Genomic DNA, 23,484 nt, shown 5'->3' with positions numbered 1-23,484 from the left:
GGGAAAACGAGGGGCGAGGGGGGAGGCGGGTTACTTGAGTCCGGTCGTCGACATCCCGGCGACGAAGCCGCGCTGGGCGACGAGGAAGATCAGCAGGATCGGCACGACGTACATCACGGAGGCCATGGCCTGGAGGTTGGTGACGGGGGTGCCGGCCGACGTGACGTAGGTGGACATGACGGCGACCGCGAGGGTGGTGCGGTCGGTGGACAGCAACAGCTGCGGGGCGACGTAGTCGCCCCGGGTCCAGGTGAAGGCGATCACGAATCTCGCGGAGAGCACCGGCCAGGACTGCGGCAGGAAGATCCGTTAGAAGATGGCGGCGTAGCCGCAGCCGTCGACGATCGCGGCCTCCCAGGTCGTCGAGCTTGGGGACACTGCTCTGCGCGAAGTACGGGTCCAGGTCCTCCATCACACCCCGGGCCGCGAAGTACGGGGCGTCCACAGCGCCGACGCCGCGCACCAGGTCGGGCGGGTTGCCGTTGGTCATCATCGCGATCAGCTTGCTGGGGCTGTACAACACCGTGTTGATCTTGACGCCGATGTCCTTCTGGGCCTGCTTGATCAGCTCCGGGGAGAGGTCGTCGGCCTTGGCCATCACCGTGACGGTCTCGCCGGATCCGCCGACCGCGCTCGCCACCTGCATCGCGCAGCCGCTGAGTTCCGCCGCCCCGGCCGCGGCGCCGCCCGCCGACAGGGCGGGGGATCGGCGGCGACTGGGAGGAGCACCGACATGCGAACGCATGAAGGCCTCACCTTCTGCTCGGGGAATGCGGCTCGATCGGTTCGATGGGCTGGGCTCGACGGGCTCGACGGGCTCGACGGGCTGGACCGGCTCGCAGTAACAGGTAGCAACCGGTTGCTGCGGTCGAGTGGGCAGAGCTTCTTCCGGTCGAGGGGGCACGTCAAGGGGCTTCGCAGACTTTCGAAAACTCTGCACACGGGGCGCGGACGACCGGCTCGCGGGGCGAGGGTGCGCGACGGGGGCGCGACGGGGTGTGTTGAAACCGCTCTAACCTGGGCTTATTCGCCCGGTGCGGCTCGCGTCGTCAGCGGTGCCGACATACGGGACGAGCGGCCGACCCGCTCGGGAAACTCTCGACGGTCGCCACGGTCGGGACAGCAACCGGTTGTGACGGCGTTCCCGGCGCGCCCTGCCGCCGCAGCGCACAGGTGCCTCTCGGAAACACGTTACGGGGCCCGACATGAGGCGCAGATGCGGCGAGCATCACCCGCCCGACCTCCAAACTCCGCCGTGACGTGGGCATTTGCTCCCGACTCCGGTCGAAGGATTTCCCGGGACCATGGTCCGTGCCGGTGATTGACCCCGCCTCGGCGCCAGATCTACGGTAGAAGACGCTTTCAGAAAATGTTTCCGACGCCCTCAGGAGAGTCATGCCCAGCGCCCAGTTGCCCAGGGCCGTGTTCGCCATGGATCCGGTGCACCTCCCGCTGCTCTTCCCGGCGCCCCTGATGGCCCGGCTCCAGCGGACGGCCCGGATCGACCCCGCGCTCGTCGTACGGGACTTCACCGACCCCGCCGCCGCGCCCGTGCTGGCCGACGCCGAAGTCCTGATCACCGGCTGGGGCTGCCCCCACCTCGATACGGACACCCTGGCCGCGACACCCCGGCTGCGCGCGGTCCTGCACGCCGCGGGCTCCGTCCGCTCCCTGGTCGGCGAGGCCCTGTGGAAGCACGGGACCACCGTCTCCAGCGCGGTCACGGGCAACGCGCTGCCGGTCGCCGAATACACGCTGGCCATGATCCTGCTGGCCGGCAAGGACGCGTTCACCCACCGCGAGCGCTTCCGCGCCACCCACGCCCAGCCCACCCCGGCCGAGACCGCGGCCATCGGCAACGTCGGCCGCCGGATCGGCGTCATCGGCGCCTCACGCGTCGGCCGCCGCCTGCTCGAACTGCTCCGGCCGTACGACTTCCGGGTCCTCCTGCACGACCCCTACGTCGACCCCGCCGAAGCCGCCGCGCTGGGCGCCGAGCTCCTTCCCCTGGAGGACCTGCTCCGCGACAGCGACATCGTCAGCCTGCACGCTCCCGACATCCCCGAGACCCATCACATGCTCGACCGGGGCCGCCTCGCCCTCATCAGGGACGGAGGCGTGCTCATCAACACCTCCCGGGGCGCGCTGATCGACCACGAGGCGCTGACCGACGAACTCGTCTCCGGGCGACTGCACGCCGTACTGGATGTGACCGAGCCGGAGCCGCTGCCCGCCGACTCGCCGCTGTACACGCTGCCCAACGTGTTCCTGACGCCGCACATCGCGGGGTCGCTGGGGAACGAGCTGGAGCGGTTGGGGCAGATCGTGGTGGAGGAGCTGGAGCGGTTGGTGGCGGGGGTGGCGCTGGCGCACGAGGTGCGGCATGCGGATCTTGCTCGGGTGGCGTGATTTCGGGTCGTTCGCCTGCGGGGGCGCTTCATGCCGGTGTCGAGAACCCGATCATGCTCAGCCCTTCGGGCCTTTGCGCGTTCGGATTCTCGACACCGGCGCGCCCCTTCGGCTCACTCCCGGCCGACGCGTGGGAAACCTGGGCCTTGTACGGCCCTCGCCCTTCGCCGGTCCGCCACACACCTCCCGCCCGCCGCAAACGGCGCCCTGCTTCCCGACCGCAGGAAGCGATGCCCCGCTCCCCAACCATCCGCAAAGGGCGCCCCGCCGCGCGACTCTCAAGGCGCCCGTCACCGCAGCCGCTCGGCGCCTCAGCCCCCGTGGACGGCCCCTCCGGCAAGCAGCCGACCGGCGGAAGACACGAGAGGCGCCCCGCATGCCCCGTAGCCATCCGCGTTCCCTACCTCCAACCGGTCAGAAACACCGATCCGCACCCCCTCACATCCACCCCGCCACACCCTCCCCAACCTGGAGGAACCATGGGATACGGTTTCCGCACCGGCGAGAGGCGCCGCACCGCCCGCCTCCCCGGTGATCGGTCCACGACGGTGAAGGAGCCTCGACGGTGAGTCAGCGCAAGGCGCCTGTGGACGCCGGACGGGCGACCATCCGGGACGTGGCGGAGCGCGCGGGCGTGTCCGTGGCGAGTGTGTCGCGGGTGCTGTCGGGCAACTACCCGGTCTCCGAGGAGCTGCGCCGGCGGGTGATGAAGGTGGTCCGGGACCTGGACTACGTCACCAACGCCCACGCCCGCTCGCTGGCCGGCGGCGGCACTCCGACGGTGGCGATCCTGATCAACAACATCACCGGAGCGGCCTTCGCGCATGTGGCGAAGGGAGTCGAGGGCGCGGCCACTCTGCGGGGCTGGCTCTCGCTGGTGGGGACGACGGGCGACGACCCGGAGCGCGAGCTCGCCCTGGTCAACCTCATGCGGCAGCAGGGCGTCGCCGCGGTGGTGCTGCTCGGCGGTGCCTACGACTACGAGGAGTACCAGCTGCGCATGGCGCGGTTCGCCCGCTCCCTGGACGCGGCCGGCTCGCATCTCGTGCTGGTGGGCAGGCCACCGCTGGAGGGCGACGTACCGGCCACGACGGTCGACTACGACAACGAGTCCGGGGCGTACGCCATGGCCAGCCATCTGCTGTCGGCCGGGCACCGGGAGATCCTGGTGCTGCCGGGGCCCGCCGGACTGACCACCGCCCAGGGGCGGTTGCGGGCGGCGCAGCGGGCCTTCGAGACGTACGGGGTGCCGTTCGACCCGGGGTCGGTGCGGCACGGGCCGTACGACGACGACCACGGGTATCGGGCGGTGGAGTCGGCGCTGCGGGACGGGTTGCGGTTCACGGCGGTGCTGGCCGGCACGGACGTGGTGGCCGCGGGTGCGCTGCAGGCGTTGCGCGCGGCGGGGTTGAGGGTGCCTCAGGACGTGTCCATCACGGGGTACGACGACATCCCGCTGGCCTCGCAGCTGACGCCTCAACTGACCACTGTGCACGTGCCGTACGAGGAGATGGGACGGGTCGCGCTGCGTGCCGTGGCCGATCGGCGTGAGGTCGGGGCGGGGCGGCGCAAGGGCGGCGACGGGGAGCATCTGGTGCTGGGCACCCATGTCGTCGTACGGGACTCGGTGCGGCCACCCGAGCGCCGCGCCTGAGCTGTTTTCGTAAACGGTTTCCTGAGGTTTTACGGGGCATGGGGCGCCCTTCGCGGCGCCCCGGCCGTCGCCGAGCGATCCCCTCACACCCCCGTTGACCTGTGCTTATCCGATGGCCACCGCGATCGCCCGCCCCTGTCCGGCGCTCACCTCCCGGACCACCCGCCGTAACAAATCTCCCGCACACCTCTTGATATGGGCCGATCCCTCGGCCTACCTTCCCAGCAACCGGTTTCTACAGCTTCCGCTTGGCCGAACCCCCCGCAACCGCGAGCCGATGTTCTCCGGCCGCCGTTCCTGGCCAGTACCGAGCCGCCGTCCCTCTTCCGAGACGCCTACTTCCGAAGGATCACGGTCAGATGAACTCCCTCAGCCCCCGGAGAAGGTTCGCCCGCGCCGCTGTCGCGGGACTCGCGCTGACAGGTCTGCTCACCGCCTGCGGCGCTTCCGGGGACGACTCGTCCTCGAAGTCCTCGGGCCCGGTCACACTCCCCTTCTGGGGCTGGGCCAACGGCCAGGATGCCGTCGTCAAGGCGTTCAACGCCTCCCACAAGGACATCCAGCTGAAGTACACCAAGGTGACCGACCAGCTGACCATGCAGAAGCAGCTGACCAACGCGGTGAAGGCCAAGAACGCGCCCTGTCTCGTGCAGAACACCGCCGAGTACGTCACCAGCTGGGTCTCCCAGGGGGCGCTCGCCGACATCAGCAAGTACGTCGAGTCCAGCAAGGACAAGTTCAACGCCGGCGCCTGGGCCGGAGCGCAGGTGCAGGGCAAGCTCTACGGGGTTCCGACCAGCTCGGCGCCCAACTTCACGATCTACCGCACGGACATCTTCCAGAAGTACGGCATCAAGCCGCCCGCGACCTGGGACGACTTCATCGCCGCGGGCAAGGTGCTGAAGAAGCACGGCGTGAAGATCACCAACTACGCCGGTGAGGACCCCAGCACCCTGGAGGTGCTCGCCATGCAGGCGGGGGCGCACTGGTACTCCATCGACGGCAACTCCTGGAAGGTGGACTTCCAGGACGAGGGCACCCTCAAGGCCGCCGAGGTGATCCAGGAGATCATCGACAACGACCTCAACTCCAAGCTGTCCTTCGCCGACTACGCGGCCGTGCAGCGCAACTACGACAACGGCGGCACCGCGACCCGGCAGATCTCCACCTGGCAGATGGCGGGCATGGTGCAGAACTTCACCAAGTCGTTCGGGAAGTGGGCGCTGACCCCGTGGCCGACGTTCACCGGTGAGGCGGCGAAGACCCCGGCCGGCACCAACCTGACCGGCAGCGTGACGCTGGTGACCCAGCAGTGCGAGCACCAGCAGCAGGCCGCTCAGGCCGCGCTGTGGATGTCCACGGACCCGGGTGCCGTGAAGACGATGGCCAGTCCGACCACCGGCAACGGCGTCATGCCGGCGCTGGCCGACAGCGGCTCGTACGTGCACGAGGCGATCTCCGACAAGCTGCTCGGCAGCAACTACCAGCCCGCCCAGACAGTGGTGAAGGACAGCCTCAAGACAGTCACCACCGACTGGACCTTCGGGCCGGACTGGACCGCGATGTTCACGGAGATGCAGGCCGGCTGGGCGAAGGTGATCAACAAGCAGGAGAAGGTGACCGACCTGCTGGCGCACATGCAGGAGTGGACGGTCAAGGACCTTAAGTCCCGCGGCATCAGCGTCAAGGGCTGAGGCAGAACAGATGATTCGTTCACTGCGCTGGAAGGGTGCCGCGTTCACGGTGCCCTTCCAGCTCGGATTCGTCTTCCTCTATCTGGTCCCGATCGGCTACGCCGTCCATCAGTCCCTCTTCCGCGAGCAGCAGTCCGGGCTGGGGCTCGGTGGCGCGACGGAGAAGTTCTCGGGGCTCGACAACTACCAGCAGGGGCTCACCGACTCGGCGTTCCTGAGCTCCATCCTGCGGGTGGTGCTGTTCGCCTGTGTGCAGATCCCGGTGATGCTGTTCATCAGCCTGGTGCTGGCCCTGCTCCTGGACGCGCTCACCTCGCGGATCGCGAGCCGGTTCCGGATCCTCCTGCTCGTGCCGTACATGATCCCGGGGGTCGTGGCGGCGATCGTGTGGATCAACCTGTACAGCCCCGACGTGGGGCCGCTGACGCCGATGGGTGAGGTGTTCGGGTTCCACTGGAACTTCTTCGCGCCGTCCATGGTGTGGACCTCGATCGGCAACCTGCTGACCTGGCACGGCATCGGCTACAACATGGTGATCATCTACTCGGCCCTGCAGGCCGTGCCGCGCGAGCTGTTCGAGGCGGCGCGGCTGGACGGGGCCTCGGAGATCCGGATCGCGCGCAGTATCAAGGTGCCGTTCGTGCGCGGGGCGCTGGTGCTGACCGGGCTGCTCTCCATCATCCAGATGCTGCAGATCTTCAACGAGCCCGCGCTGTTCCGGAACGTCACCCCGCAGACCGTGAACGACGGCTTCACGCCGATCATGATCATCTACAACCAGGCGTTCAACGCCGGCAACTACCACTACGCCGCGGCCCTGTCGGTGCTGCTCGCCCTCATCCTCGGCGTGGCCTCCTTCCTCTTCTACCGGCTGACTTCGAGGGAGGCCGACTGATGACGCTCACCGAAAACCGCGCGGAGAAGGCTCCAGGGCGCCCGGTGCGCCGTCTCACCGCCCCTGATCCCGTCTCCCGTTCGCGCGGCGGGCAGCGGTTCCTGCTGGTCGGGCTGGTCCTGGCGAGCGCGTACAGCCTGTTCCCGGTGTGGTGGCTGATCGTCGCCGCCACCAAGGACCGCACCGGGCTCTACCAGAGCAACGGGCTGTGGTTCTCCGGCTGGCACCTGTGGGACAACCTGCACCAGCTGTTCACCTACGAGGACGGCATCTTCCTGCGCTGGACGGCGAACTCGCTGCTGTACGCGGGGGTCGGCTCCCTCGGCGGCACGCTGATCGCGCTCGCCACGGGGTACGGTCTGGCGCGGTTCGACTTCCCGGGGCGCAACCTCGTGTTCGCGTGTGTCGTGGGCTCGTTCCTGATCCCGATCGCCCTGCTCACGCTCCCGCTGTACCTGCTGTTCTCGGCGATCGGCATGGTCGACACCCCGTGGGCGATGCTGATCCCCTGCCTGATCAACCCGTTCAGCGTGTACCTCGCCAAGGTCTACACGGAAGCCACCATTCCCTTCGAACTCCTCGAGGCGGCCCGCCTGGACGGCGCCGGTGAACTGCGGATCTTCTTCAGCATCGTGCTGCGGATGATGACGACGGGCGGTGCCACGGTGTTCCTGCTGGCCTTCGTCAACACCTGGAACGCCTTCTTCCTCCCCCTCACCGTGCTGCGCGGCGAGGAGAACTGGACGCTCAACCTGGGTCTGTACAACTGGTCCGGCAAGCGCCTGGAATCGGGCGTCGACCTGACGAGCCTGGTCCTGACCGGCGCGCTGCTGTCCATCGTGCCGATGGCGATCATGATGGTCGCGATGCGCCGCTACTGGCGGAGCGGAGTCACCCTGGGGGCGCTCAAGTGACCGTGCTGCGCAACCCGGTGATCCGCGGCTTCGCCCCGGATCCCTCCTTGGTCCGGGCCGGGGACTGGTATTACGTGGCGACCAGTTCCTTCGAGTGGTTCCCCACCATCCCGATCCACCGCTCCCGCGACCTCGCGCACTGGGAGTACGCCGGTCATGTCCGGGGCGCGGCCCCCGGCAACTCCCTGGCCGGCGTCCCCGACTCGGGCGGCATCTGGGCGCCGTCGCTGAGCTGGGACGGGAACCGGTTCTGGGTGGTGTACTCCGTCGTACGGTCGGTGGGGACGCCGTACTTCGACACGGACACGTACGTCTGCACCGCCCCCGAGGCGACGGGGCCCTGGACGTCCCCGCGTCGCATCGCGAGTCACGGCTTCGATCCGGCCCTCTTCCACCACGAGGGCCGGCTGTGGCTGCTCAACCTGCAGAACGACCACCGCCCCGGCGGCCGGCGCTTCGCCGGGATCGTCCTGACCGAACTGGACCGCGACACCCTCGCCCCGGTCGGCGGCACGCACCTGCTGCTGCAGCACGAACGGCTGGTAGAGGGCCCGAAGCTGCTGTACCGCGACGGCTGGTACGTGCTGGTGCTGGCGGAGGGCGGCACCGGTTTCGAACACGGTGTACTGACCGCCCGGAGCCGCGCGATCGTGGGCCCGTACGAACTCGACGACCGTCCTCTGCTCACCTCGCGGGACGACCCGTCGCTGCCGTTGCAGAAGGCCGGGCACGCGGAACTGGTCGAGACATCCGACGGGGAGTGGGTGCTCAGCCATCTCGCGGCGCGCCCCCTGCACACCCCGCACGGGCCGCGCTGCACGCTCGGCCGGGAGACGGCGATCCAGGCGGTGACATGGGACGCGGAGGGCCGGCCGCGGATGCCACACGGGGGTTGGCATCCAGCGGTCGAGGTCGACGTACCGACGCGGGCCCGGCCTCTCGTCCGCCCCCTCGCCTCCCCCGACCCGCTCGGCTGGCCGTGGAGCACCCTGCGTGCCGCGCCCGACCCGTCCTGGGTCGACGCCACGAGCCGGCCCGGCTGGATCCGGCTGCGCGGGCGGCACGGCCCGGAGTCGCGGTGGGCGTACAGCCTGCTGGCCCAGCGCATCACCGAGCACCGGGCCGAGGCGGCGGTGACGGTGGAGGCCCGTCCGTCGGCCTTCACGCAGGGCGCGGGCCTTGTCCTGCGCTACGACGCCGAGGCGTACCTCACCCTGGAACTGACCTGGGCCGAGCCGGAGGGTGAGGAGCAGCGCGGGCAGCAGTGGCGGGGCGGCGGGCGCACGGTACTCAGCCTCGTGGACCGCGACGAGGGGGGCGCGCGGCGGGTGGCCGTCGAGGAGGTGCCGGCGGGGGTGCCGCTGAGGCTGGGCGTGACGATCGAGGGCGCGGAGGCGCGCTTCTGGTACGTGCGGGAGGGGACGCGGACGCGGCTCGGGCCGGTGCTGGACTTCAGCCGGCTCTCCGACGACCACGGTGCGCGGCTGCGGTTCACGGGAGCGATGGCCGGGATCCACGCGTGGGACCTGGTCGAGGCGACGTTCACGGCGGACTTCCGGGACTTCGGGCTGACGTGCACGGCGTCGTGAGGTTGCGCGCGTGCCGGGTCGACCGCCCGGTTTCCCGGCGGGGGCGGTCGCCCGGGTGAGCCGGGTGCGGTAACCCGGGTGCACGGGGGGGGCGCGATCACCCAGCTTCACGGCGGGAGAAATCGCCCGGCTGCACGGCGGGGCAATCGCCCGGGTACGTACCGTGTCGGGTTCCCGGAAGTGGAGAGCGGCAAGATCCCGTCATTCCCGGTGTCTTCACGTCGCGTTGAGGCGCACTTAGGATAGCAAGCGCTTTCTGCGCGCCGGTTTCCGAGCGGCTCCCCCCACGGTGCCGGCCGGACGTTCGCTGGCCCTCGGGCGGGCCGGAGAGGTGGTTCCCGATGGTCCGTACGGGGAGTGCGAGCGTGGCGACGGCCGGGCCGACGCTCGCGGTCGTGGCCCGCGAGGCGGGAGTGTCCGTACCGACCGCCTCCAAGGTGGTCAACGGCCGGGAGGACGTCGCACCCGAGACCCGCCGTCGGGTCACGGAGGCGCTGGACCGGCTCGGCTACGTCCGCAGACCCCGCTTCGACGCGGCCAGGCCGCCCCGTCTCGTCGACCTCGTCGTGCACTCGCTGGAGAGTTCCTGGTCGGGCGCGGTGCTGCACGGGGTGGAGGAGGCGGCGCACGACGCGGGCCTGGACGTGGTCGTCTCGGCCGCCCTGTCCCGCACCCGGGCCGCCCGCCCCCAGCGCGGCTGGCTGGACAAGCTCACCGTGCGCGGCTCGGCCGGAGTCCTGTTCAACCTGGCCGAGCTCACGGAATCCCAGTTCGCCTGGCTCGACCAGCACCACATCCCGTTCGTGATGATCGACCCGGTGCTGGAACCGCCGCCCGGTGTGGTGTCGGTGGGCGCCGCGAACTGGCAGGGCGGGGTGACGGCGACCGAGCACCTGCTGTCCCTGGGCCACGAACGCATCGCCGTCGTCGCGGGCCAGCGACGCACGATGTGCAGCAGCGCCCGCATCGCCGGCTACCGCTCGGCCCTCGCCTCGGCGGGCGTCGTACACCGCCCCGAGTACATCCGCTACGGCGGCTTCGACGAGGCCGTCGCCCGGCACCGCACGCGCGAGCTCCTCGACCTGCCCGAACCCCCCACAGCCGTCTTCGTCTGCTCGGACCGCATGGCCCTCGGCGTCTACGAGACCCTGGCCGAGCGCGGCCTCCGCGTCCCCCACGACATCAGCGTCGTCGGCTTCGACGACCTCCCCGAGTCCCGCTGGGCCGCCCCCGCCCTCACCACCGTCCGCCAGCCCCTCGCCGAGATGGCGGCCACGGCGCTACGACTGCTTGTGCGGATGATGGACGGCGAGCGCCCGGAGGGGACGCGTACGGAGCTGTCCACCCGCCTGGTGGAACGGGCGAGCACGGCGCCACCGCGGGCGCGTTCCTGACGCGCTGCAAGGCCCTGGCGACTCGGGAGACGTGGCTTCGAGCCGCGGCCTACCATGCCCGGATGCGGCCCCACTTCACCGGCACCTGCCTGATCACCGACGATGTCCCGGGCCTCGCGGCCTTCTACGCCGATGTCCTCGACGCCGAAGTCGAGGGCGGGGACACCCCTTCGCTCGGGTGACGGTGCCTGGTGCGGTCCTGTCGTTCTTCTCCACGCAGGGCATCGAGTCGATGGTGCCCGGGGCCTCGGTCTCCGCCGTGAGCGGGCGCTTCACTCTGGAGTTCCAGGTCACCGACGTGGACGCTCGCCACGAACGCGCGCTGGCACGCGGGCTCCAGATCCTCAAGCCTCCGACGACCCAGCCGTGGGGGCGCCGATCGGTGTGGCTGCGTGACCCCGACGGCAACATCGTCGATCTCTACCAGGAGGCGTGATCGCGGCTCGCCGTCCGTCGGAACGCCCCGACTGGGCGGCCCAGTTCGTTTTGTCTCGATGCCCCTGCGTACCGAATGGAACGCCTCTTCAGTCGAAGGTCACCGCTCCCCGAGGCGTCTCCACCGTGAACGTCATCCCCACCGGGCCGGTACTGAGGGCGAGTTGCGTGCCGAGTGCGGTGAGGGCGGGGCGGATCTCGTCGGGGTCGGGGGCTGTTGCCGATACCCGCAGGAGGGGGGTGACGGGCAAGCCCGACGCCGACGGGTGGACGGAGCCGCCCCAGTCGATGAGGAACGGGACGAGACCGGAGGGGTGGGCGGAGCCGTCCGTCAGGCGCCATTCCAACAGCGTGCCGTCGGGCCGGCGGCGGCTCATCGCCCGTACCTCACCGGGGTCGTAACCCCGCGCGCGGGCTGCCGCGACCGTGGCGTCCAGGTCGGGCGGGCTGATCGCCCACGTGATCGTCCGCGGGGTGTCGAGCCCGTCCACGCCGAAGGGACGGGGACCGTCGGGACCCGTCTGCTCCGGGTCGGGGCCGATGATCTCCAGGTAGGCGGTGCCGCCCAGCCCGACCAGGTGGTTGCGGGTGCCCAGGTCGACGTGTGCGCCGCCGGGGGCCGGGGCCACACCGGTGCGCCGGGTGAACTCGGCGACCGTCGCCGCCAGATCGGGGGTCGCGAGGACGAGGTGATCAAGCAGTGCGGGAATCGTGTTCATCGCGTGTGACATTACGCGCCCCCTGCGCGAAAAGACGCCACCTTGGGAACACCTGTGCGGCAGGATGGTGTTCATGATCCGTGCCGCACGAGCCCTGTCACTGTCGCTGCCGCTGCTGCTCCCGGCCCTCCTCACCGGCTGCGGCACACAGAAGGCGGACGCCGGCACCGGTACGGCCGAAGCGCGCCCCGCGGATGCGGCGGAACTCGCCGCCCGTGCTGGGGCGTTGGGCATCAGACCGGAGTTCGTCTACCTCACCGAGGCCTCCGGCTACACCCTCGCCCAGCAGTCCGTCGGCGTGTACGGCGGCGACGGCTTCTCCGCCACGTACTGGTCGCAGAAGGCCGGCACCCAGCTCACCCTCTCCGTCGACCGCGGCACACTGACCGCCGACAACTGCCCGGAGCAACCCGTCGGCGACGCGAATTCGCGCACCACCTGCACCCGCGACGGCGACGCCTGGTACCGCAGCAACGGACAGCAGAAGGAGTACGCGATCCCGAAGGAGGGGCACGTCGTCAGGCTCAGCGGCGAGGGCGTCCCGCGGGACGTCCTGAGCGAGGCCGCCGGCAACGTCCACCGCCCCTCCGCCGACGAACTCGACACCCTCCTGCCCGAGGCAGCGGCCGGGCAGCAGACCGCACCCGTCGAGCGCGGTGACCTGCCCCCGGTCGGCGACGGGGCCCCCGACAACCATGTGGGCGTGGGCGGTTGAGCACCCACACCGGCACCCCGGAGACCACCACTGCCGGCTCGAAATTTTCGGCGTGATCACTTCGCTGGGACGGACACCCGCAGAGCCCTAGGCTCGCCCCCATGTCCGCCCGCCTGCTCGTCCACACCCGCACCACCGCCTACCGCCACGACTCCATCCCGGACGCCGTCGCCGCCCTCCGCACGCTCGCGGAGTACGAGGTCGACCACACCGAGGACCCGGCGGCCCTGGAGGCCCCGCTCGACGGGTACGCGGCGGTCGTCTTCCTCTCCACCAGCGGCGAGGTGCTGACCCCCGCGGGACGCGCCCGTCTCGCCGCGTACGTCGAGTCGGGCGGCGGCTTCGTCGGCGTCCACGCGGCGGCCTGCACGGAGTACGACTGGCCGTACTACGGCGAACTGCTCGGCGCGCGCTTCGACCGGCACCCCGCGTACCAGCCGGGCAAGGCCGTGGTCGAGGACCGCGAACACCCCGCCACCCGGCACCTGCCCGCCGTCTGGGACTTCACCGACGAGTGGTACGACTTCCGGACCAACCCGCGCGGACGGGTGCGGGTCCTCGCCGTCGCCGACGAGACGTCGTACGACGGTGGCGGCATGGGCGCCGACCACCCGCTCGTGTGGTGCCGTGAGCAGGGCGCGGGCCGCGTCTTCTACACGGCGCTCGGGCACGCCTGTGAGGCCTACGTCGACCCCGGCTTCCGCGCCCACCTGCGCGGCGGCATCGACTGGTCGGCGCGGCTCGACGAGTGACTGACCAGTGAGGTTTCTCCGGTGAACCGGTTGCGCCATTGGGGTGAGCAAAGCCCTCGCAAGGAGAGAGCCATGTCCGATTCCTTCAAGACCGACGCTCGAAGCGCTGCCTACGGTGGCCCCATGAGTCCACGATTCGATGCCATCGGCCTGGTCGTCTCCGACATGGCCGCCTCCGTCGCCTTCTACCGTCGCCTCGGGTTCGCCTTCCCCGAGGGCTCCCAGAGTGCGCCGCACGCCGAGGCCGAACTGCCGGGCGGGGTGCGGTTGATGTTGGACACCGAGGAGACCGTGCGGTCCTTCCACCCGCAGTGGCGGGCACCTGCCGGGGGCGGGCGGGCCTCGCTGGCGTTGCGGTGCGAGGGGGTGAGTGAGGTCGACGCGGTGTACGAGGAACTGGTGGGGGCCGGGTACCGCGGGGAGCTGAAGCCGTGGGACGCCGTGTGGGGCCAGCGGTATGCCGTCGTGCTCGACCCGGACGGCAACGGCGTCGACCTCTACGCGCCGTCAGGCCAGTAGGTCCGTCAGCGTCATGCCCGTCAACTGCCGTACGTCCCGGGCCAGGTGGGCCTGGTCGGCGTAACCGGCGCCGGTCGCCGTCGCAGCGAACGGGGTGCCCGCGCGGGCGAGGGCGAGAGCCCTCTGCAGGCGCAGGATGCGGGCCAGTGTCTTGGGGCCGTAGCCGAAGGCGGTCAGGGCCCTGCGGTGCAACTGGCGTTCCCCCAGGCCGAGTTCGTCGGCGGTCGCGGCGACGGGGCGGCCCGCGTCCAGGGCGGTGACGAGCCGTCGCAGCAGTGGGTCGGGCGGGGCCGTCTCGGCAGCGCGCCGCAGGGCCGCCTCCTCCAGGCCCGTCGCGGGGTCGGGCGCCGACTCGACACAGTCACGCAGCCGCCGTACCTTCGCGGTCGGCCACAGATCGGCCAACTCGACGCGACGGTCGCGCAGTTCGTGGGCCGGTACCCCCAGGAACGCGGGCGCGGTGCCCGGGTGGAAACGCACGCCCGCCCAGGGCGCGGCGGGGCCTTCGGGGGCGTAGGCGCGGGTGTCGGGGCCGGCGACCAGCAGTCGGCCCTCGCTCCACAGCAGATCCATGCAACCGTCGGGCAGCACGGGACGGGCGCCGGGCGGCGACGGGGTGTTCGTCCAGACGACGGCGCCGGTCAGCCGGGACGGCCGTTCCGCGTACACGTAGGACAGGCTACGCCGCCGGCAGGGCGGGCAAGGGCCGAGATGGCTCCCCCGCACCTCACTGACCCGCCTGACTACCCCGCCCTCGTCCGGTGCTCCTGCGGGCTCACCCCGTACGTCCTCTTGAACGCCGTGGACAGGGCGAACGCGCTGCCGTAACCGACCTGGCGGGCGATCGCGGCGATGGTGTCGTCGGTGTCGAGCAGGCGGTCGGCGGCGAGGGCGAGGCGCCAGCCGGTGAGGTAGGTCATCGGGGGTTCGCCGACGAGGGCGGTGAAGCGGCGGGCGAGCGCCGCCCTCGACACCCCGGTCTTGGCCGCGAGGGCGGCGACCGTCCAGGCGTGGGCGGGGTCGTCCTGGAGGAGGCGCAGGGCGCGGCCCACGACCGGGTCGGCGAGAGCCCCGTACCAGGCGGGCGTCTCGGCCTCGGGGCGGGAGAACCAGGCCCTGAGCGCGGCGATCACCAGCAGGTCGAGAAGACGGTCGAGGACCACCTCCTGCCCGGGCTCGTCACGCACGATCTCCTCCATGAGGAGGGGGGTCAGCGGGCAGTCCCACACCTCGGAGGTCAGCGTCAGGAGGGTGGGCAGCGCGTCCAGCAGCCGGCCGCTGATCTCGCCCCGCATCAGGTAGGTGCCGATCAGCATGACGGTGGAGCCGTCGGGGCGGTCGCCCCAGGTGCGTACGCCCAGGTCCATCGTGCCGCCGAGGGGGCGGCCGTCGGGGTACACGCACTCGGCGCCGGGCAGGATCACCGCCTGCGGGGGCGTGGCGGGGTCGTCGGCGCAGGTGTACGGGACCGGGCCGCGCGCGACGGCGAGGTCGCCGGCCCGCAGCCGCACCCGCTCCCCCGTGTCCGACGTGATCCAGGCGTCGCCGCGGGCCATGAGCATCAGGGTCAGCGGGGCCCGGTCCTCGACGCGTACGCTCCACGGCGGCTCGAAGCACGCACGGATCATGAAGGCGCCCCGCGCGCGGGGGCCCTCCAGCAGGCCTGCCAAGGCGTCCATGCGGTCAGCGTAGACGGGCGCGTATGGGAATGAGCCGTTCAGCGATGGGACCCCGGCGCGGCCGTGAGTTGACTGGGGACATGACCGAAGAGACACGGAACATGACGGTGGTGGTGACCGGTGCGTCCGGTCGTACGGGAAGCCGGGTGGCGCAGGCCGCTCGCGCGGCGGGGCTGACGGTACGGGCCGCGTCGCGGGCGCGGGGCTTCGACTGGGAGGACCGGTCGACGTGGGCGGACGTCCTGCGGGGCGCGGGCGCGGCGTACCTGGTGTACCCGTCGGACGTCGGCGCCCCGGACGCGGCGGACGCGGTCGGGCGGCTCGCGCACGAGGCGGTCTCCCTGGGCGTACGGCGGCTGGTGCTGCTGTCGGCGCGGGGAGAGGAGCAGGCGCGGCCCACCGAGGAGGCGCTGCGGGAGTCGGGGGCCGACTGGACGGTCGTACGGGCTTCGTGGTTCGCGCAGAACTTCAGCGAGGGGCCGCTGCTGGAGGAGTTGCGGCTGGGCGGGGAACTGGTGTTTCCCGCGGAGGACGACGTGCGGGAGCCGTTCGTCGACGTGCGGGACATCGCGGATGTCGTGGTGGCCGCGCTGACGTCCGGCGACCGGTACGTGGGGCAGGCGATCGACGTGTCCGGGGCGCGGCTGCTGACGTTCGGGGAGGCGGTGGCGGAGGTCGGTGCGGCGGCGGGGCGCGCGTTCACGTACCGGGCGGTCTCAGCGCGTGAGTACGGCGCGAACCTGGCCGGTTTCGGAGTGCCGGAGCAGGAAGTGGACTTCTTGATCGAACTGTTCGAGTCCCTGCTCGACGGGCACAACGCCCACCTCTCGGACGGCGTCCAGCGTGTCCTCGGACGGGAGCCCCGTGATTTCGGCGCCTTCGCGCGGGAGGCCGCGGCGGCGGGGGCCTGGAAGGCGTGAGGCGTCCTACTTCTCCGGAGAGTGGTCCTCCTCGCCGTTGACCTTCGGTGAGCTCTTCGCGTGGGTCCGTAGCCGGCCGGTCACGTCCTCCGGTGGCAGGAAGCGGGACCAGCGCTCGGGGAACTCGGACGGCATGTCGGGGTCGTCGGGGTCCTCGTGGGCGCGGGCGGCGGCGATGCGAGCGACGTACTCGGCGGCCTCCTCCTCGCGCGCGCGTTCGTTGGCGGCGCGGGCGGCGGCTGTCGCGGCGGCCGGCCAGACGCGGTCGATCGCCGCGTTGACGGCGGCGCCGACCAGGACGGCGAACGCGGACATACCGATCCACAGCAGTACGGCGACGGCGGCGGCGAGGGAGCCGTAGATCGTCGCGCCCTCGATGGTGCTCTGCAGGTAGATCCGCAGCAGGAAGCTGCCCAGGACCCACATGCCGAGGGCCACGAGGGCGCCGGGGACGTCCTCGATCCAGGGGGAGCGCACGGGGACGGAGACGTGGTAGAGGGTGGTGAGGAAGGCGATGGACAGGACGATCACCACGGGCCAGTACAGGACCTGGACCACCGTCGTCGACCACGGCACGATCCGCACCACCGCGTCCGGGCCCGCGACCATCAGCGGCAGCGCGATCGAGCCGATCAGCAGGGCCGCGATGAACAGCGCGAACGCCACCAGCCGGGTCTTGACGATGCCGCGGACGCCGTCGAGGCCGTACATGACGGTGATGGTGTCTATGAAGACGTTCACCGCGCGCGAGCCGGACCACAGCGCGAAGAGGAAGCCGATGGAGATGACGTCGGGGCGGCCGCCCTTCATCACGTCGTCCAGGATCGGCTGGGCGATCTCGGTGACGCCCTTGTCGGACAGGACGGTGCGGGAGGCTTCCAGGAGGTTGGTCTCCAGGCTGCTGATGGAGTCGGTGCCGGTCCAGTCGTCGACGTAGCCGAGGAGTCCGATCATGCTGAGCAGCAGGGGCGGCACGGACAGCAGGGTGAAGAAGGCGGCTTCGGCGGCGAGGCCGAGGATGCGGTACTCGATGCAGGAGTTGACGGTGTCCTTCAGGAGCAGCCAGGTGGTCCTGCGCTTGGAGACGTTTCGGTAGAGGACACGCGCCCGGTGGAGACGCCCTGGGGCGCCCTCGGGTTGCTCGGGTGACTGGCTTGCTTGCTGCACGCCCTAAAGGTATCCGCCATACGAGCCCCCACTCATCCCCGGCCAGGGCCTCCCGCCCCGGCCTCCCCCCTCAAGACGGCGGAGCCGTTCGTCGTGGGGCCCGAGGGAGTGGCGGTCCGTACCCGCGGCTCACCTCAATGGCCGACCGAACCGGTATCAAAATCCCCTCACCAGCGACAACCGTAGGACCACTCGCCACGACGCGGACGCCGGACGCGGAGCGGACGCGGGGAACCAGCGCGCCCGGCACCGTTCGGGGTACACGGCTGAGCACGACTCCTGTCAACAGGACTCATTCCCGCTCAGTGTCGAGGAACGGTAGGTTCGCTGCATGGCACACACGGTGACCAACCAGCCACCGGGGCTGGTGGGGTATGACGTCTTCTCGGCTGATCGTGTCCTGGCGGAGGCGGTGGAGCGGCATCTGGAGCCCGGGCTGGTGGAGGAGGTGCTGGGTGAGCTGTCGGGGCTGGGGCGGTCGGCCGGGTCGGCGCAGGTGCAGGAGTGGGCGGCGCAGGCGAACGAGTTCCCGCCGCGGCTGCGTACCCACGACCGCCACGGCCGGCGCCTCGACGAGGTCGACTTCCATCCGGCCTGGCACCGTCTGCTCGGCAAGGGCGTCGCCGCGGGTCTGACCGCGGCCTGGACGCGGCCGGGCGGGCATGTGCGGCGGGCGGCCGCTTTCCTGGTCTGGACGCAGGCCGAGGCGGGCAACGGCTGCCCGCTGTCGATGACCCACGCGGCCGTGCCCGCCCTGCGTACGGATCCCGCGCTCGCCGCCGAGTGGGAGCCCCGCCTGACGTCCACGATCTACGACCGTGAGCTGCGGCCCGCCCGCCACAAGGCGGGGGCGCTGTTCGGGATGGGGATGACGGAGAAACAGGGCGGCAGCGACGTACGGGCCAACACGACGGTGGCCGCGCCGCTCGCGGAGGACGGGACGTACGAGCTGACCGGGCACAAGTGGTTCTGCTCGGCACCCATGTCGGACGGGTTCCTGGTGCTGGCCCAGGCATCCCCCGTCAAGGGGGAAGGGGGTCTCACCTGCTTCCTCGTGCCGCGCGTGCTGGAGGACGGCTCCCGCAACACGTTCCTCATCCAGCGGCTGAAGGACAAGCTGGGCAACCGCTCGAACGCCTCCGCCGAGGTCGAGTTCGACGGGACGTGGGCGCGCCGGGTCGGTGAGGAGGGGCGCGGGGTGCGGACCATCATCGAGATGGTCGCGGCGACCCGGTTGGACTGCGTGCTGGGCTCGGCGGGGCTGATGCGGCAGGCCGTGGCGCAGGCGATCCACCACTGCACGTACCGGGAGGCGTTCGGCGGAAAGCTCGTCGACAAGCCGTTGATGCGCAACGTACTGGCCGATCTTGCGCTGGAGTCGGAGGCGGCGACGACGCTCGCGCTGCGGCTCGCGGCCGCGTACGACGACGGCGGGGAGGAGGAGCTGGCGTTCCTTCGGATCGCGGTGCCGACGGCCAAGTACTGGGTGACCAAGCGGTGTGCGCCGGTGGCGGTGGAGGCGTCGGAGTGCCTGGGCGGCAACGGCTACGTCGAGGAGTCGGGGATGCCGCGTCTGGTGCGCGAGTCGCCGCTGAACTCGATCTGGGAGGGCGCGGGCAATGTGCAGGCGCTGGACGTGCTGCGGGCGTTGCGCCGTGAGCCGCCGGCGCTGAACGCCTTTCTGAAGGAGATCGGGCATGCGCGCGGTGCCGATCACCGGCTGGACGGGGCGATCAAGAACGTGTTGACGGAACTGGCCGATCTGGAGGGGGTGGAGGGGCGGGCCCGGCGGCTGACGGAGCGGCTCGCACTGGTGCTCCAGGGTGCGCTGCTCGTGCGGTATGCGCCGCCGCAGGTCGCCGACGCGTTCTGTGCCTCGCGGCTGGGCGGCGACGGGGGCGCGGCCTTCGGGACGCTGCCGCACACCCTCGACCTGGCCGCGCTGGTGGAACGGGCGCGCCCGGTGTCCTGAGCCGGGACGACAGAAAGCGGGGGTGGTGCTGCGCCGACACGGCACCACCCCCGCCGCATAGGCCCTGCGAGGCCAGAACGCCGCTCGGGACGGCGTGGCTCAAGTCTCTGCCCCCGCATGAAGGTTCACCAGAGTTGCAGGGGGTTGCAACTTTCTGGTCTCTGTGTCCGGACTGTGTCCCTCCGTCACCGGAGGACGGCAGTATGAGAGGCCACAGTCAGGGCCGGAAACCGTCGTCCGGATGGCTGAACAACCGGTTGTCCGTACGTGCTTGGGGAGGACCAGTGGCGAACCCTCCGGTCAACGTGGCGCAACTCGCCGTCGTGGACGCGGCGCGGGCGGCGCGGATGCTCAGCGAGGTGCGCGCCGCCAAGCTCGCCGGGCAGCGCGCGCGTATTCCCGCCCGCCCGGTGATCGAACAGTCCTGGGAGCGTGTACTGCGCCGGGGCGTCGATCCGGATCACGGTTTCAGTTCGCGGCTGCTCACCTCGGACGAGGTGCGGCGGCGGCGGGAGGAGACGCCGCTGCGGCATGTGCTGCCGGTGCTGCGGGAGGGGCTGTTGTCGGTCGCGGACGTCGCCCACCACATCATGGTCGTCGCCGACGCGGACGGCCGGGTGCTGTGGCGGGAGGGCTCCTCCCCCGTGCTGCGCAAGGCCGACAGGATCGGGTTCGAGCTCGGCGCCGACTGGCGCGAGGACGTGGTGGGCACCAACGGCGTGGGCACGCCCGCGGTGGTGCGCCGGCCGGTCCAGGTGTTCGCCGGTGAGCACTTCGTGCGGTCGCAGACCACCTGGACCTGTACGGGCGCGCCGATCATCGACCCCCGGGACGGGCGGCTGATCGGTGTCGTGGACGTGAGCGGTCCGCTGGAGACGATGCATCCGGCGACGCTGGCCTGGGTCACCTCGGTGGCCAAGCTCGCGGAGGCCCGGCTGCGGGAGGTGCACCTGTCCTCGCTGGAGCGGCTGCGAGCGGTGGCGGCGCCGGTGCTGGCGCGGCTGGGCGGCCGGGCGGTGGTGGTGGACCGGGACGGCTGGACGGCGGCGGTGACGGGGATGCCGTACACGAGCCGGGTGGCGCTGCCCAAGTCGCCGTCGGCGGGCCGCAGGTGGCTGCCGGCGCTCGGGCTGTGCTCGGTGGAGCCGCTGGCCGACGGCTGGCTGGTGCGGGCCGACGACGAGGCGGTGGCGCGCGGTGCGACCCGGATCGTGCTGGACCTGACGCAGCCGCGCCGCTGGTCGGTGACGGTGTCGGCGGAGGCGGGCTCCTGGTCGCACGAACTGAGTCCCCGGCACGCCGAGTTGTTGTTCCTGCTGGCGACGCACCGCACCGGGTTCGGGGCCGCCCGGCTGGCGGAGGAGGTGTTCGGCGATCCGGCCCGTACGGTGACGGTGCGGGCCGAGATGTCGCGGGTGCGGCGGTATCTCGGGGGCCTGCTGGAACACCGACCGTATCGTTTCTGCGAGCAGGCGGAGGTCGAACTGCTCCTCCCGCCCGACCCCCGCGACCTGTTGCCGCACTCGACGGCGCCGAACGTGCTCGCCGCACGGGCGTCGGCGTCGCGTTCGCCCGGCCGACGCGGCGCAACGCGCCGACCGTAGGGCAGAAACTTAGGCCAGTTGCCCGGGTCAGCCCCCTGAAATGGTGCACAGGGTGGCATCTTCCGCATATTTGCGAGGTCTTCCTCCGAAGAGACTCCCCACTGCCGTAGCATCCCCTACGGGCCACCCCACCTGTTCCTCAGTCAACGTACGGATCATGAGGCGCAGTTGGCCCGCCTCGGGAGGATCGATGAAGCATCGTGGCAGACACCGCCGACGCAGACGGGGCAGGGCACTGCGCGCCTTCCTCGCCGGGACCGCCCTCGCACTCACCGCCGCCGCCACCATGATCAGCGCGTCCCAGGCCACGGTCACCGACAGTCCCGGGGCGTTGAAGCAGCTCACCTCGTCCACCGAGAGCCGTCCGTTGCGGCTGACGGAGGAGCTCGAGCCGCAGGCCTCCCTTGACCGGCTCGCGAAGGAGATGGGCCGGCCCGTCGGTGTCACCACCGTCCTCGAGGGCGCCGACCGCAGCCTGCGCGACGCGATCGACTGCACGGACGCCGAGCGCAGGGCGCTGCCCGTCGCCCCGGTGGCCACGAGCGCGTACTGCTGGAACACCGACGACACCAGCGGCTGGCGGGCCGGCGCGATCACCACCTCCGGGGACGCGGACGACGACGGCCGCTGGGGCGCGAACCGCGTCATCCTCTCCGGCTGGACCCGCAGCGGCGGCCCGGCGGCCGACAAGGGCCTCGCCCGGGTCGCCTTCGTCGACGCGAGCGACCCCGGCCACCTCACCTACACCTGGGTCCTGCTCGTCGTCCCGGTCGATGGCGGACGCGACTACCGGCCGCTCACCTCCCATGTCTCCGGCATGGTCTGGTACCAGGGCAAGCTGCTGGTCACCGCCGACGACGGGGACTCCAACGCGCTCTACGTCTACGACATGGCCCGCATCCAGCGCGCCACCGTGACCGGCGATGCGGTGGGCCGGGTGCGCGGCGGCTGGTCGGCGCACGGGTACCGGTTCGCCATGCCGGCCGTCGGCTCCTACCGGGTGGCCGGCGGCGCGGATGCCCCGCACCCCGGATCCGTCTCCCTCGACCGCAGCACGGCGCCGGACAGTCTGGTCGCGAGCGAGTGGACCCTCGACGGCGGCGACCGGCGCGCCCGGCTGTGGCGCTACTCGTTCAGCCCGGGCGACGACCGCGCCGGGCTCCTCGCCACCGACTCCTCCGGGCACGTGGACGCCGACGAGGTGTACGGGACGAAGGCGACCGAGGTCCGGGGCGTGCTGTCGTACCGCTCCGCCTGGTACGTCAGCCGTACGGCGGACGGCGCCCGGGACCGGCGCGGGACGCTGTGGCGGCAGGACCGCAACGGCGCGAAGGCCGCACAGTGCGGGGCCGAGGAGACACACCGCTGCTGGAGCGGTCAGACGGAGTCCCTCTCCTACTGGGAGTCGACCGGCGAGGTCTGGACGCAGTCGGGGCGGGTGCTGTTCGCGCTGCCGCTGGCGTCGATCGAGAAGTCACTGGACGAGGAGCTGGACCGGCAGTAGGCACCGGCCTCCACCGGCAGGAGTCACCGGCCTGCGTCGACAGACCGGCGAGCGGGATGATTCCCTGGCCGCTATGCCCAACATCGCCGTCACCACCTGGTCCCTCGAGCAGACCGCGCCGAGCGACCTCCTTCCGGCCGCCGCACCGGAGGGCGACGTCCGCATCGTCCGCTCCGAGGTGCCCTCGCCCGAGTTCAGCCGCTTCCTGTACGCCTCCGTCGGCGGCGACATCCGCTGGATCGACCGGCTCAGCTGGACGTACGCGCGCTGGCAGGAGCATCTGGACCGGCCGGGCGTGGAGACCTGGGTGGCCTACGACCACGGCACCCCCGCCGGGTACGTGGAGGTCGAGCCGCAGGACGACGGGGTCGTGGAGATCGCGTACTTCGGGCTGATCCCGGCCTTCCGCGGGCGCCGGATCGGCGGCCACCTGCTCTCGTACGGCACCGCCCGCGCCTGGGACCTCGCGGACCGCTGGCCGGGGCTGGCGCAGACGAAGCGGGTGTGGCTGCACACCTGCAGCAAGGACGGCGAGCACGCGATGGACAACTACCAGCGCCGCGGGTTCAAGCTGTTCGACACCAATGTCGAGGAGGAGCGGGAGGCGCCCGCGCCCGGCCCCTGGCCCGGTGCCTACCCGGCCTGACCTGCGGGGACAAGACGGCGGGCACGCCGTGTGACCGACAACACCCTTGTCTCGCCTGCCAAGACAAGGGTGTCCGGATGATGGACGAAGCTGGACTCTGTCCAGATCGCCATGACACGCTTCCGTCATGTCTGGAACTGGAATTGCCTTGGTGAGTCGGCGGCACGTCGACCTCGGCCGCATGTCCAGCGCCATCTGTCGGGCGAGCTGAGAGCCCCGGCAGCACCGACACCCCCTGATCCAGCCTCCCCCTGCGCAATGACGCGCACGTATGCCCGCACGCATCCCCACGCGCCCGCATGC

At 71.2% G+C, this 23,484-nt stretch carries 22 protein-coding genes and 1 pseudogene; 18 read left to right on the top strand and 5 right to left on the bottom strand.

Annotation, left to right across the window (positions count from 1 at the left end):
* Positions 1-30 precede the first annotated feature (30 nt).
* Positions 31-354 (bottom strand): annotated as a pseudogene (locus tag AC067M_RS20390) (ABC transporter permease subunit); the annotation flags it as partial.
* 128 nt (positions 355-482) lie between these two features.
* Here AC067M_RS20390 and AC067M_RS20385 point away from each other — a divergent pair.
* The 9 genes from AC067M_RS20385 to AC067M_RS20345 all read left to right on the top strand — a co-directional run bounded on the left by AC067M_RS20385 (position 483) and on the right by AC067M_RS20345 (position 10,985).
* Complete coding sequence (locus AC067M_RS20385; RefSeq protein ID WP_478698395.1) at positions 483-845, top strand: hypothetical protein; 363 nt, start codon at positions 483-485, stop codon at positions 843-845.
* A gap of 550 nt (positions 846-1,395) precedes the next feature.
* Complete coding sequence (locus AC067M_RS20380; RefSeq protein WP_478698394.1) at positions 1,396-2,409, top strand: hydroxyacid dehydrogenase; 1,014 nt, start codon at positions 1,396-1,398, stop codon at positions 2,407-2,409.
* A gap of 565 nt (positions 2,410-2,974) precedes the next feature.
* The gene (locus AC067M_RS20375; protein WP_478698393.1) at positions 2,975-4,063 is read left to right on the top strand and encodes a LacI family DNA-binding transcriptional regulator; all 1,089 of its coding nucleotides are present in this window, start codon (positions 2,975-2,977) and stop codon (positions 4,061-4,063) included.
* A gap of 359 nt (positions 4,064-4,422) precedes the next feature.
* Positions 4,423-5,757, top strand: a complete 1,335-nt coding sequence (locus AC067M_RS20370) for an ABC transporter substrate-binding protein (protein ID WP_478698392.1) — start codon at positions 4,423-4,425, stop codon at positions 5,755-5,757.
* Positions 5,758-5,767: 10 nt separating this feature from the next.
* Entirely contained in the window at positions 5,768-6,652 is an 885-nt protein-coding gene (locus AC067M_RS20365) for a carbohydrate ABC transporter permease (RefSeq protein WP_478698391.1), read from the top strand.
* Complete coding sequence (locus AC067M_RS20360) at positions 6,652-7,566, top strand: carbohydrate ABC transporter permease (RefSeq protein ID WP_478698390.1); 915 nt, start codon at positions 6,652-6,654, stop codon at positions 7,564-7,566. Before AC067M_RS20365 ends, AC067M_RS20360 begins: the two co-directional genes overlap by 1 nt.
* The gene (locus AC067M_RS20355; RefSeq protein ID WP_478698389.1) at positions 7,563-9,155 is read left to right on the top strand and encodes a glycoside hydrolase family 43 protein; all 1,593 of its coding nucleotides are present in this window, start codon (positions 7,563-7,565) and stop codon (positions 9,153-9,155) included. Before AC067M_RS20360 ends, AC067M_RS20355 begins: the two co-directional genes overlap by 4 nt.
* A 341-nt stretch (positions 9,156-9,496) precedes the next feature.
* The gene (locus AC067M_RS20350; protein WP_478698388.1) at positions 9,497-10,549 is read left to right on the top strand and encodes a LacI family DNA-binding transcriptional regulator; all 1,053 of its coding nucleotides are present in this window, start codon (positions 9,497-9,499) and stop codon (positions 10,547-10,549) included.
* 178 nt (positions 10,550-10,727) lie between these two features.
* A complete protein-coding gene (locus AC067M_RS20345; protein ID WP_478698387.1) occupies positions 10,728-10,985 on the top strand; it encodes a VOC family protein in 258 nt (85 codons plus the stop codon).
* A gap of 88 nt (positions 10,986-11,073) precedes the next feature.
* On the opposite strand, the gene AC067M_RS20340 is transcribed toward AC067M_RS20345, so the two are convergent.
* Positions 11,074-11,703, bottom strand: coding sequence for a VOC family protein (locus tag AC067M_RS20340; RefSeq protein ID WP_478698386.1), 630 nt, complete (start codon positions 11,701-11,703; stop codon positions 11,074-11,076).
* A gap of 73 nt (positions 11,704-11,776) precedes the next feature.
* Between AC067M_RS20340 and AC067M_RS20335 the strand changes: the two genes are divergently transcribed.
* The 3 genes from AC067M_RS20335 (at position 11,777) to AC067M_RS20325 (ending at position 13,689) form a co-directional block, all read left to right on the top strand.
* Positions 11,777-12,418, top strand: coding sequence for a hypothetical protein (locus AC067M_RS20335; protein ID WP_478698385.1), 642 nt, complete (start codon positions 11,777-11,779; stop codon positions 12,416-12,418).
* A 101-nt stretch (positions 12,419-12,519) separates the two neighbouring features.
* Positions 12,520-13,170 (top strand): ThuA domain-containing protein, encoded by a 651-nt coding sequence (locus AC067M_RS20330; RefSeq protein WP_478698384.1) that lies wholly within the window; start codon positions 12,520-12,522, stop codon positions 13,168-13,170.
* A gap of 123 nt (positions 13,171-13,293) precedes the next feature.
* The gene (locus tag AC067M_RS20325) at positions 13,294-13,689 is read left to right on the top strand and encodes a VOC family protein (RefSeq protein WP_478698383.1); all 396 of its coding nucleotides are present in this window, start codon (positions 13,294-13,296) and stop codon (positions 13,687-13,689) included.
* Here the strand turns inward: AC067M_RS20325 and AC067M_RS20320 are convergent.
* Together AC067M_RS20320 and AC067M_RS20315 are read right to left on the bottom strand one after the other, a co-directional pair.
* A complete protein-coding gene (locus tag AC067M_RS20320) occupies positions 13,678-14,358 on the bottom strand; it encodes a helix-turn-helix domain-containing protein (RefSeq protein WP_478698382.1) in 681 nt (226 codons plus the stop codon). The genes AC067M_RS20325 and AC067M_RS20320 overlap by 12 nt on opposite strands.
* A gap of 74 nt (positions 14,359-14,432) precedes the next feature.
* The gene (locus AC067M_RS20315; RefSeq protein WP_478698381.1) at positions 14,433-15,368 is read right to left on the bottom strand and encodes an AraC family transcriptional regulator; all 936 of its coding nucleotides are present in this window, start codon (positions 15,366-15,368) and stop codon (positions 14,433-14,435) included.
* An 80-nt stretch (positions 15,369-15,448) separates the two neighbouring features.
* Between AC067M_RS20315 and AC067M_RS20310 the strand changes: the two genes are divergently transcribed.
* Entirely contained in the window at positions 15,449-16,288 is an 840-nt protein-coding gene (locus AC067M_RS20310) for an SDR family oxidoreductase (RefSeq protein WP_478698380.1), read from the top strand.
* A 6-nt stretch (positions 16,289-16,294) separates the two neighbouring features.
* Here AC067M_RS20310 and AC067M_RS20305 read toward each other — a convergent pair whose 3' ends face one another.
* A complete protein-coding gene (locus AC067M_RS20305; protein WP_478698379.1) occupies positions 16,295-17,455 on the bottom strand; it encodes a YihY/virulence factor BrkB family protein in 1,161 nt (386 codons plus the stop codon).
* A 331-nt stretch (positions 17,456-17,786) separates the two neighbouring features.
* Here AC067M_RS20305 and AC067M_RS20300 point away from each other — a divergent pair, with 331 nt between their 5' ends.
* The 5 genes from AC067M_RS20300 (at position 17,787) to AC067M_RS20280 (ending at position 23,392) form a co-directional block, all read left to right on the top strand.
* The gene (locus AC067M_RS20300) at positions 17,787-19,427 is read left to right on the top strand and encodes an acyl-CoA dehydrogenase family protein (protein WP_478698378.1); all 1,641 of its coding nucleotides are present in this window, start codon (positions 17,787-17,789) and stop codon (positions 19,425-19,427) included.
* 284 nt (positions 19,428-19,711) lie between these two features.
* The gene (locus AC067M_RS20295) at positions 19,712-21,031 is read left to right on the top strand and encodes a GAF domain-containing protein (protein WP_478698377.1); all 1,320 of its coding nucleotides are present in this window, start codon (positions 19,712-19,714) and stop codon (positions 21,029-21,031) included.
* 190 nt (positions 21,032-21,221) lie between these two features.
* Positions 21,222-22,535: a hypothetical protein gene (locus AC067M_RS20290; protein WP_478698376.1), complete on the top strand. Its 1,314-nt coding sequence runs from the start codon at positions 21,222-21,224 to the stop codon at positions 22,533-22,535.
* 73 nt (positions 22,536-22,608) lie between these two features.
* The gene (locus tag AC067M_RS20285) at positions 22,609-23,181 is read left to right on the top strand and encodes a GNAT family N-acetyltransferase (protein ID WP_478698375.1); all 573 of its coding nucleotides are present in this window, start codon (positions 22,609-22,611) and stop codon (positions 23,179-23,181) included.
* 127 nt (positions 23,182-23,308) lie between these two features.
* Positions 23,309-23,392, top strand: a complete 84-nt coding sequence (locus tag AC067M_RS20280; RefSeq protein ID WP_361451897.1) for a putative leader peptide — start codon at positions 23,309-23,311, stop codon at positions 23,390-23,392.
* The last annotated feature ends 92 nt before the right edge of the window (positions 23,393-23,484 follow it).

Source organism: Streptomyces sp. NPDC043427, assembly GCF_056436655.1.
Note: the sequence above shows the minus strand (reverse complement) of the source record. Positions and strands in the feature narration are given on the sequence as shown.

Bases quoted from the DNA above. Each gene is read 5' to 3' on its own strand.
- AC067M_RS20380 (WP_478698394.1), top strand. From the start codon at position 1,396: ATGCCCAGCGCCCAGTTGCCCAGGGCCGTGTTCGCCATGGATCCGGTG.
- AC067M_RS20370 (WP_478698392.1), top strand. From the start codon at position 4,423: ATGAACTCCCTCAGCCCCCGGAGAAGGTTCGCCCGCGCCGCTGTCGCG.
- AC067M_RS20365 (WP_478698391.1), top strand. From the start codon at position 5,768: ATGATTCGTTCACTGCGCTGGAAGGGTGCCGCGTTCACGGTGCCCTTC.
- AC067M_RS20360 (WP_478698390.1), top strand. From the start codon at position 6,652: ATGACGCTCACCGAAAACCGCGCGGAGAAGGCTCCAGGGCGCCCGGTG.
- AC067M_RS20350 (WP_478698388.1), top strand. From the start codon at position 9,497: ATGGTCCGTACGGGGAGTGCGAGCGTGGCGACGGCCGGGCCGACGCTC.
- AC067M_RS20340 (WP_478698386.1), bottom strand. From the start codon at position 11,703: ATGAACACGATTCCCGCACTGCTTGATCACCTCGTCCTCGCGACCCCC.
- AC067M_RS20335 (WP_478698385.1), top strand. From the start codon at position 11,777: ATGATCCGTGCCGCACGAGCCCTGTCACTGTCGCTGCCGCTGCTGCTC.
- AC067M_RS20330 (WP_478698384.1), top strand. From the start codon at position 12,520: ATGTCCGCCCGCCTGCTCGTCCACACCCGCACCACCGCCTACCGCCAC.
- AC067M_RS20325 (WP_478698383.1), top strand. From the start codon at position 13,294: ATGAGTCCACGATTCGATGCCATCGGCCTGGTCGTCTCCGACATGGCC.
- AC067M_RS20315 (WP_478698381.1), bottom strand. From the start codon at position 15,368: ATGGACGCCTTGGCAGGCCTGCTGGAGGGCCCCCGCGCGCGGGGCGCC.
- AC067M_RS20310 (WP_478698380.1), top strand. From the start codon at position 15,449: ATGACCGAAGAGACACGGAACATGACGGTGGTGGTGACCGGTGCGTCC.
- AC067M_RS20300 (WP_478698378.1), top strand. From the start codon at position 17,787: ATGGCACACACGGTGACCAACCAGCCACCGGGGCTGGTGGGGTATGAC.
- AC067M_RS20290 (WP_478698376.1), top strand. From the start codon at position 21,222: ATGAAGCATCGTGGCAGACACCGCCGACGCAGACGGGGCAGGGCACTG.
- AC067M_RS20285 (WP_478698375.1), top strand. From the start codon at position 22,609: ATGCCCAACATCGCCGTCACCACCTGGTCCCTCGAGCAGACCGCGCCG.
- AC067M_RS20280 (WP_361451897.1), top strand. From the start codon at position 23,309: ATGTCTGGAACTGGAATTGCCTTGGTGAGTCGGCGGCACGTCGACCTC.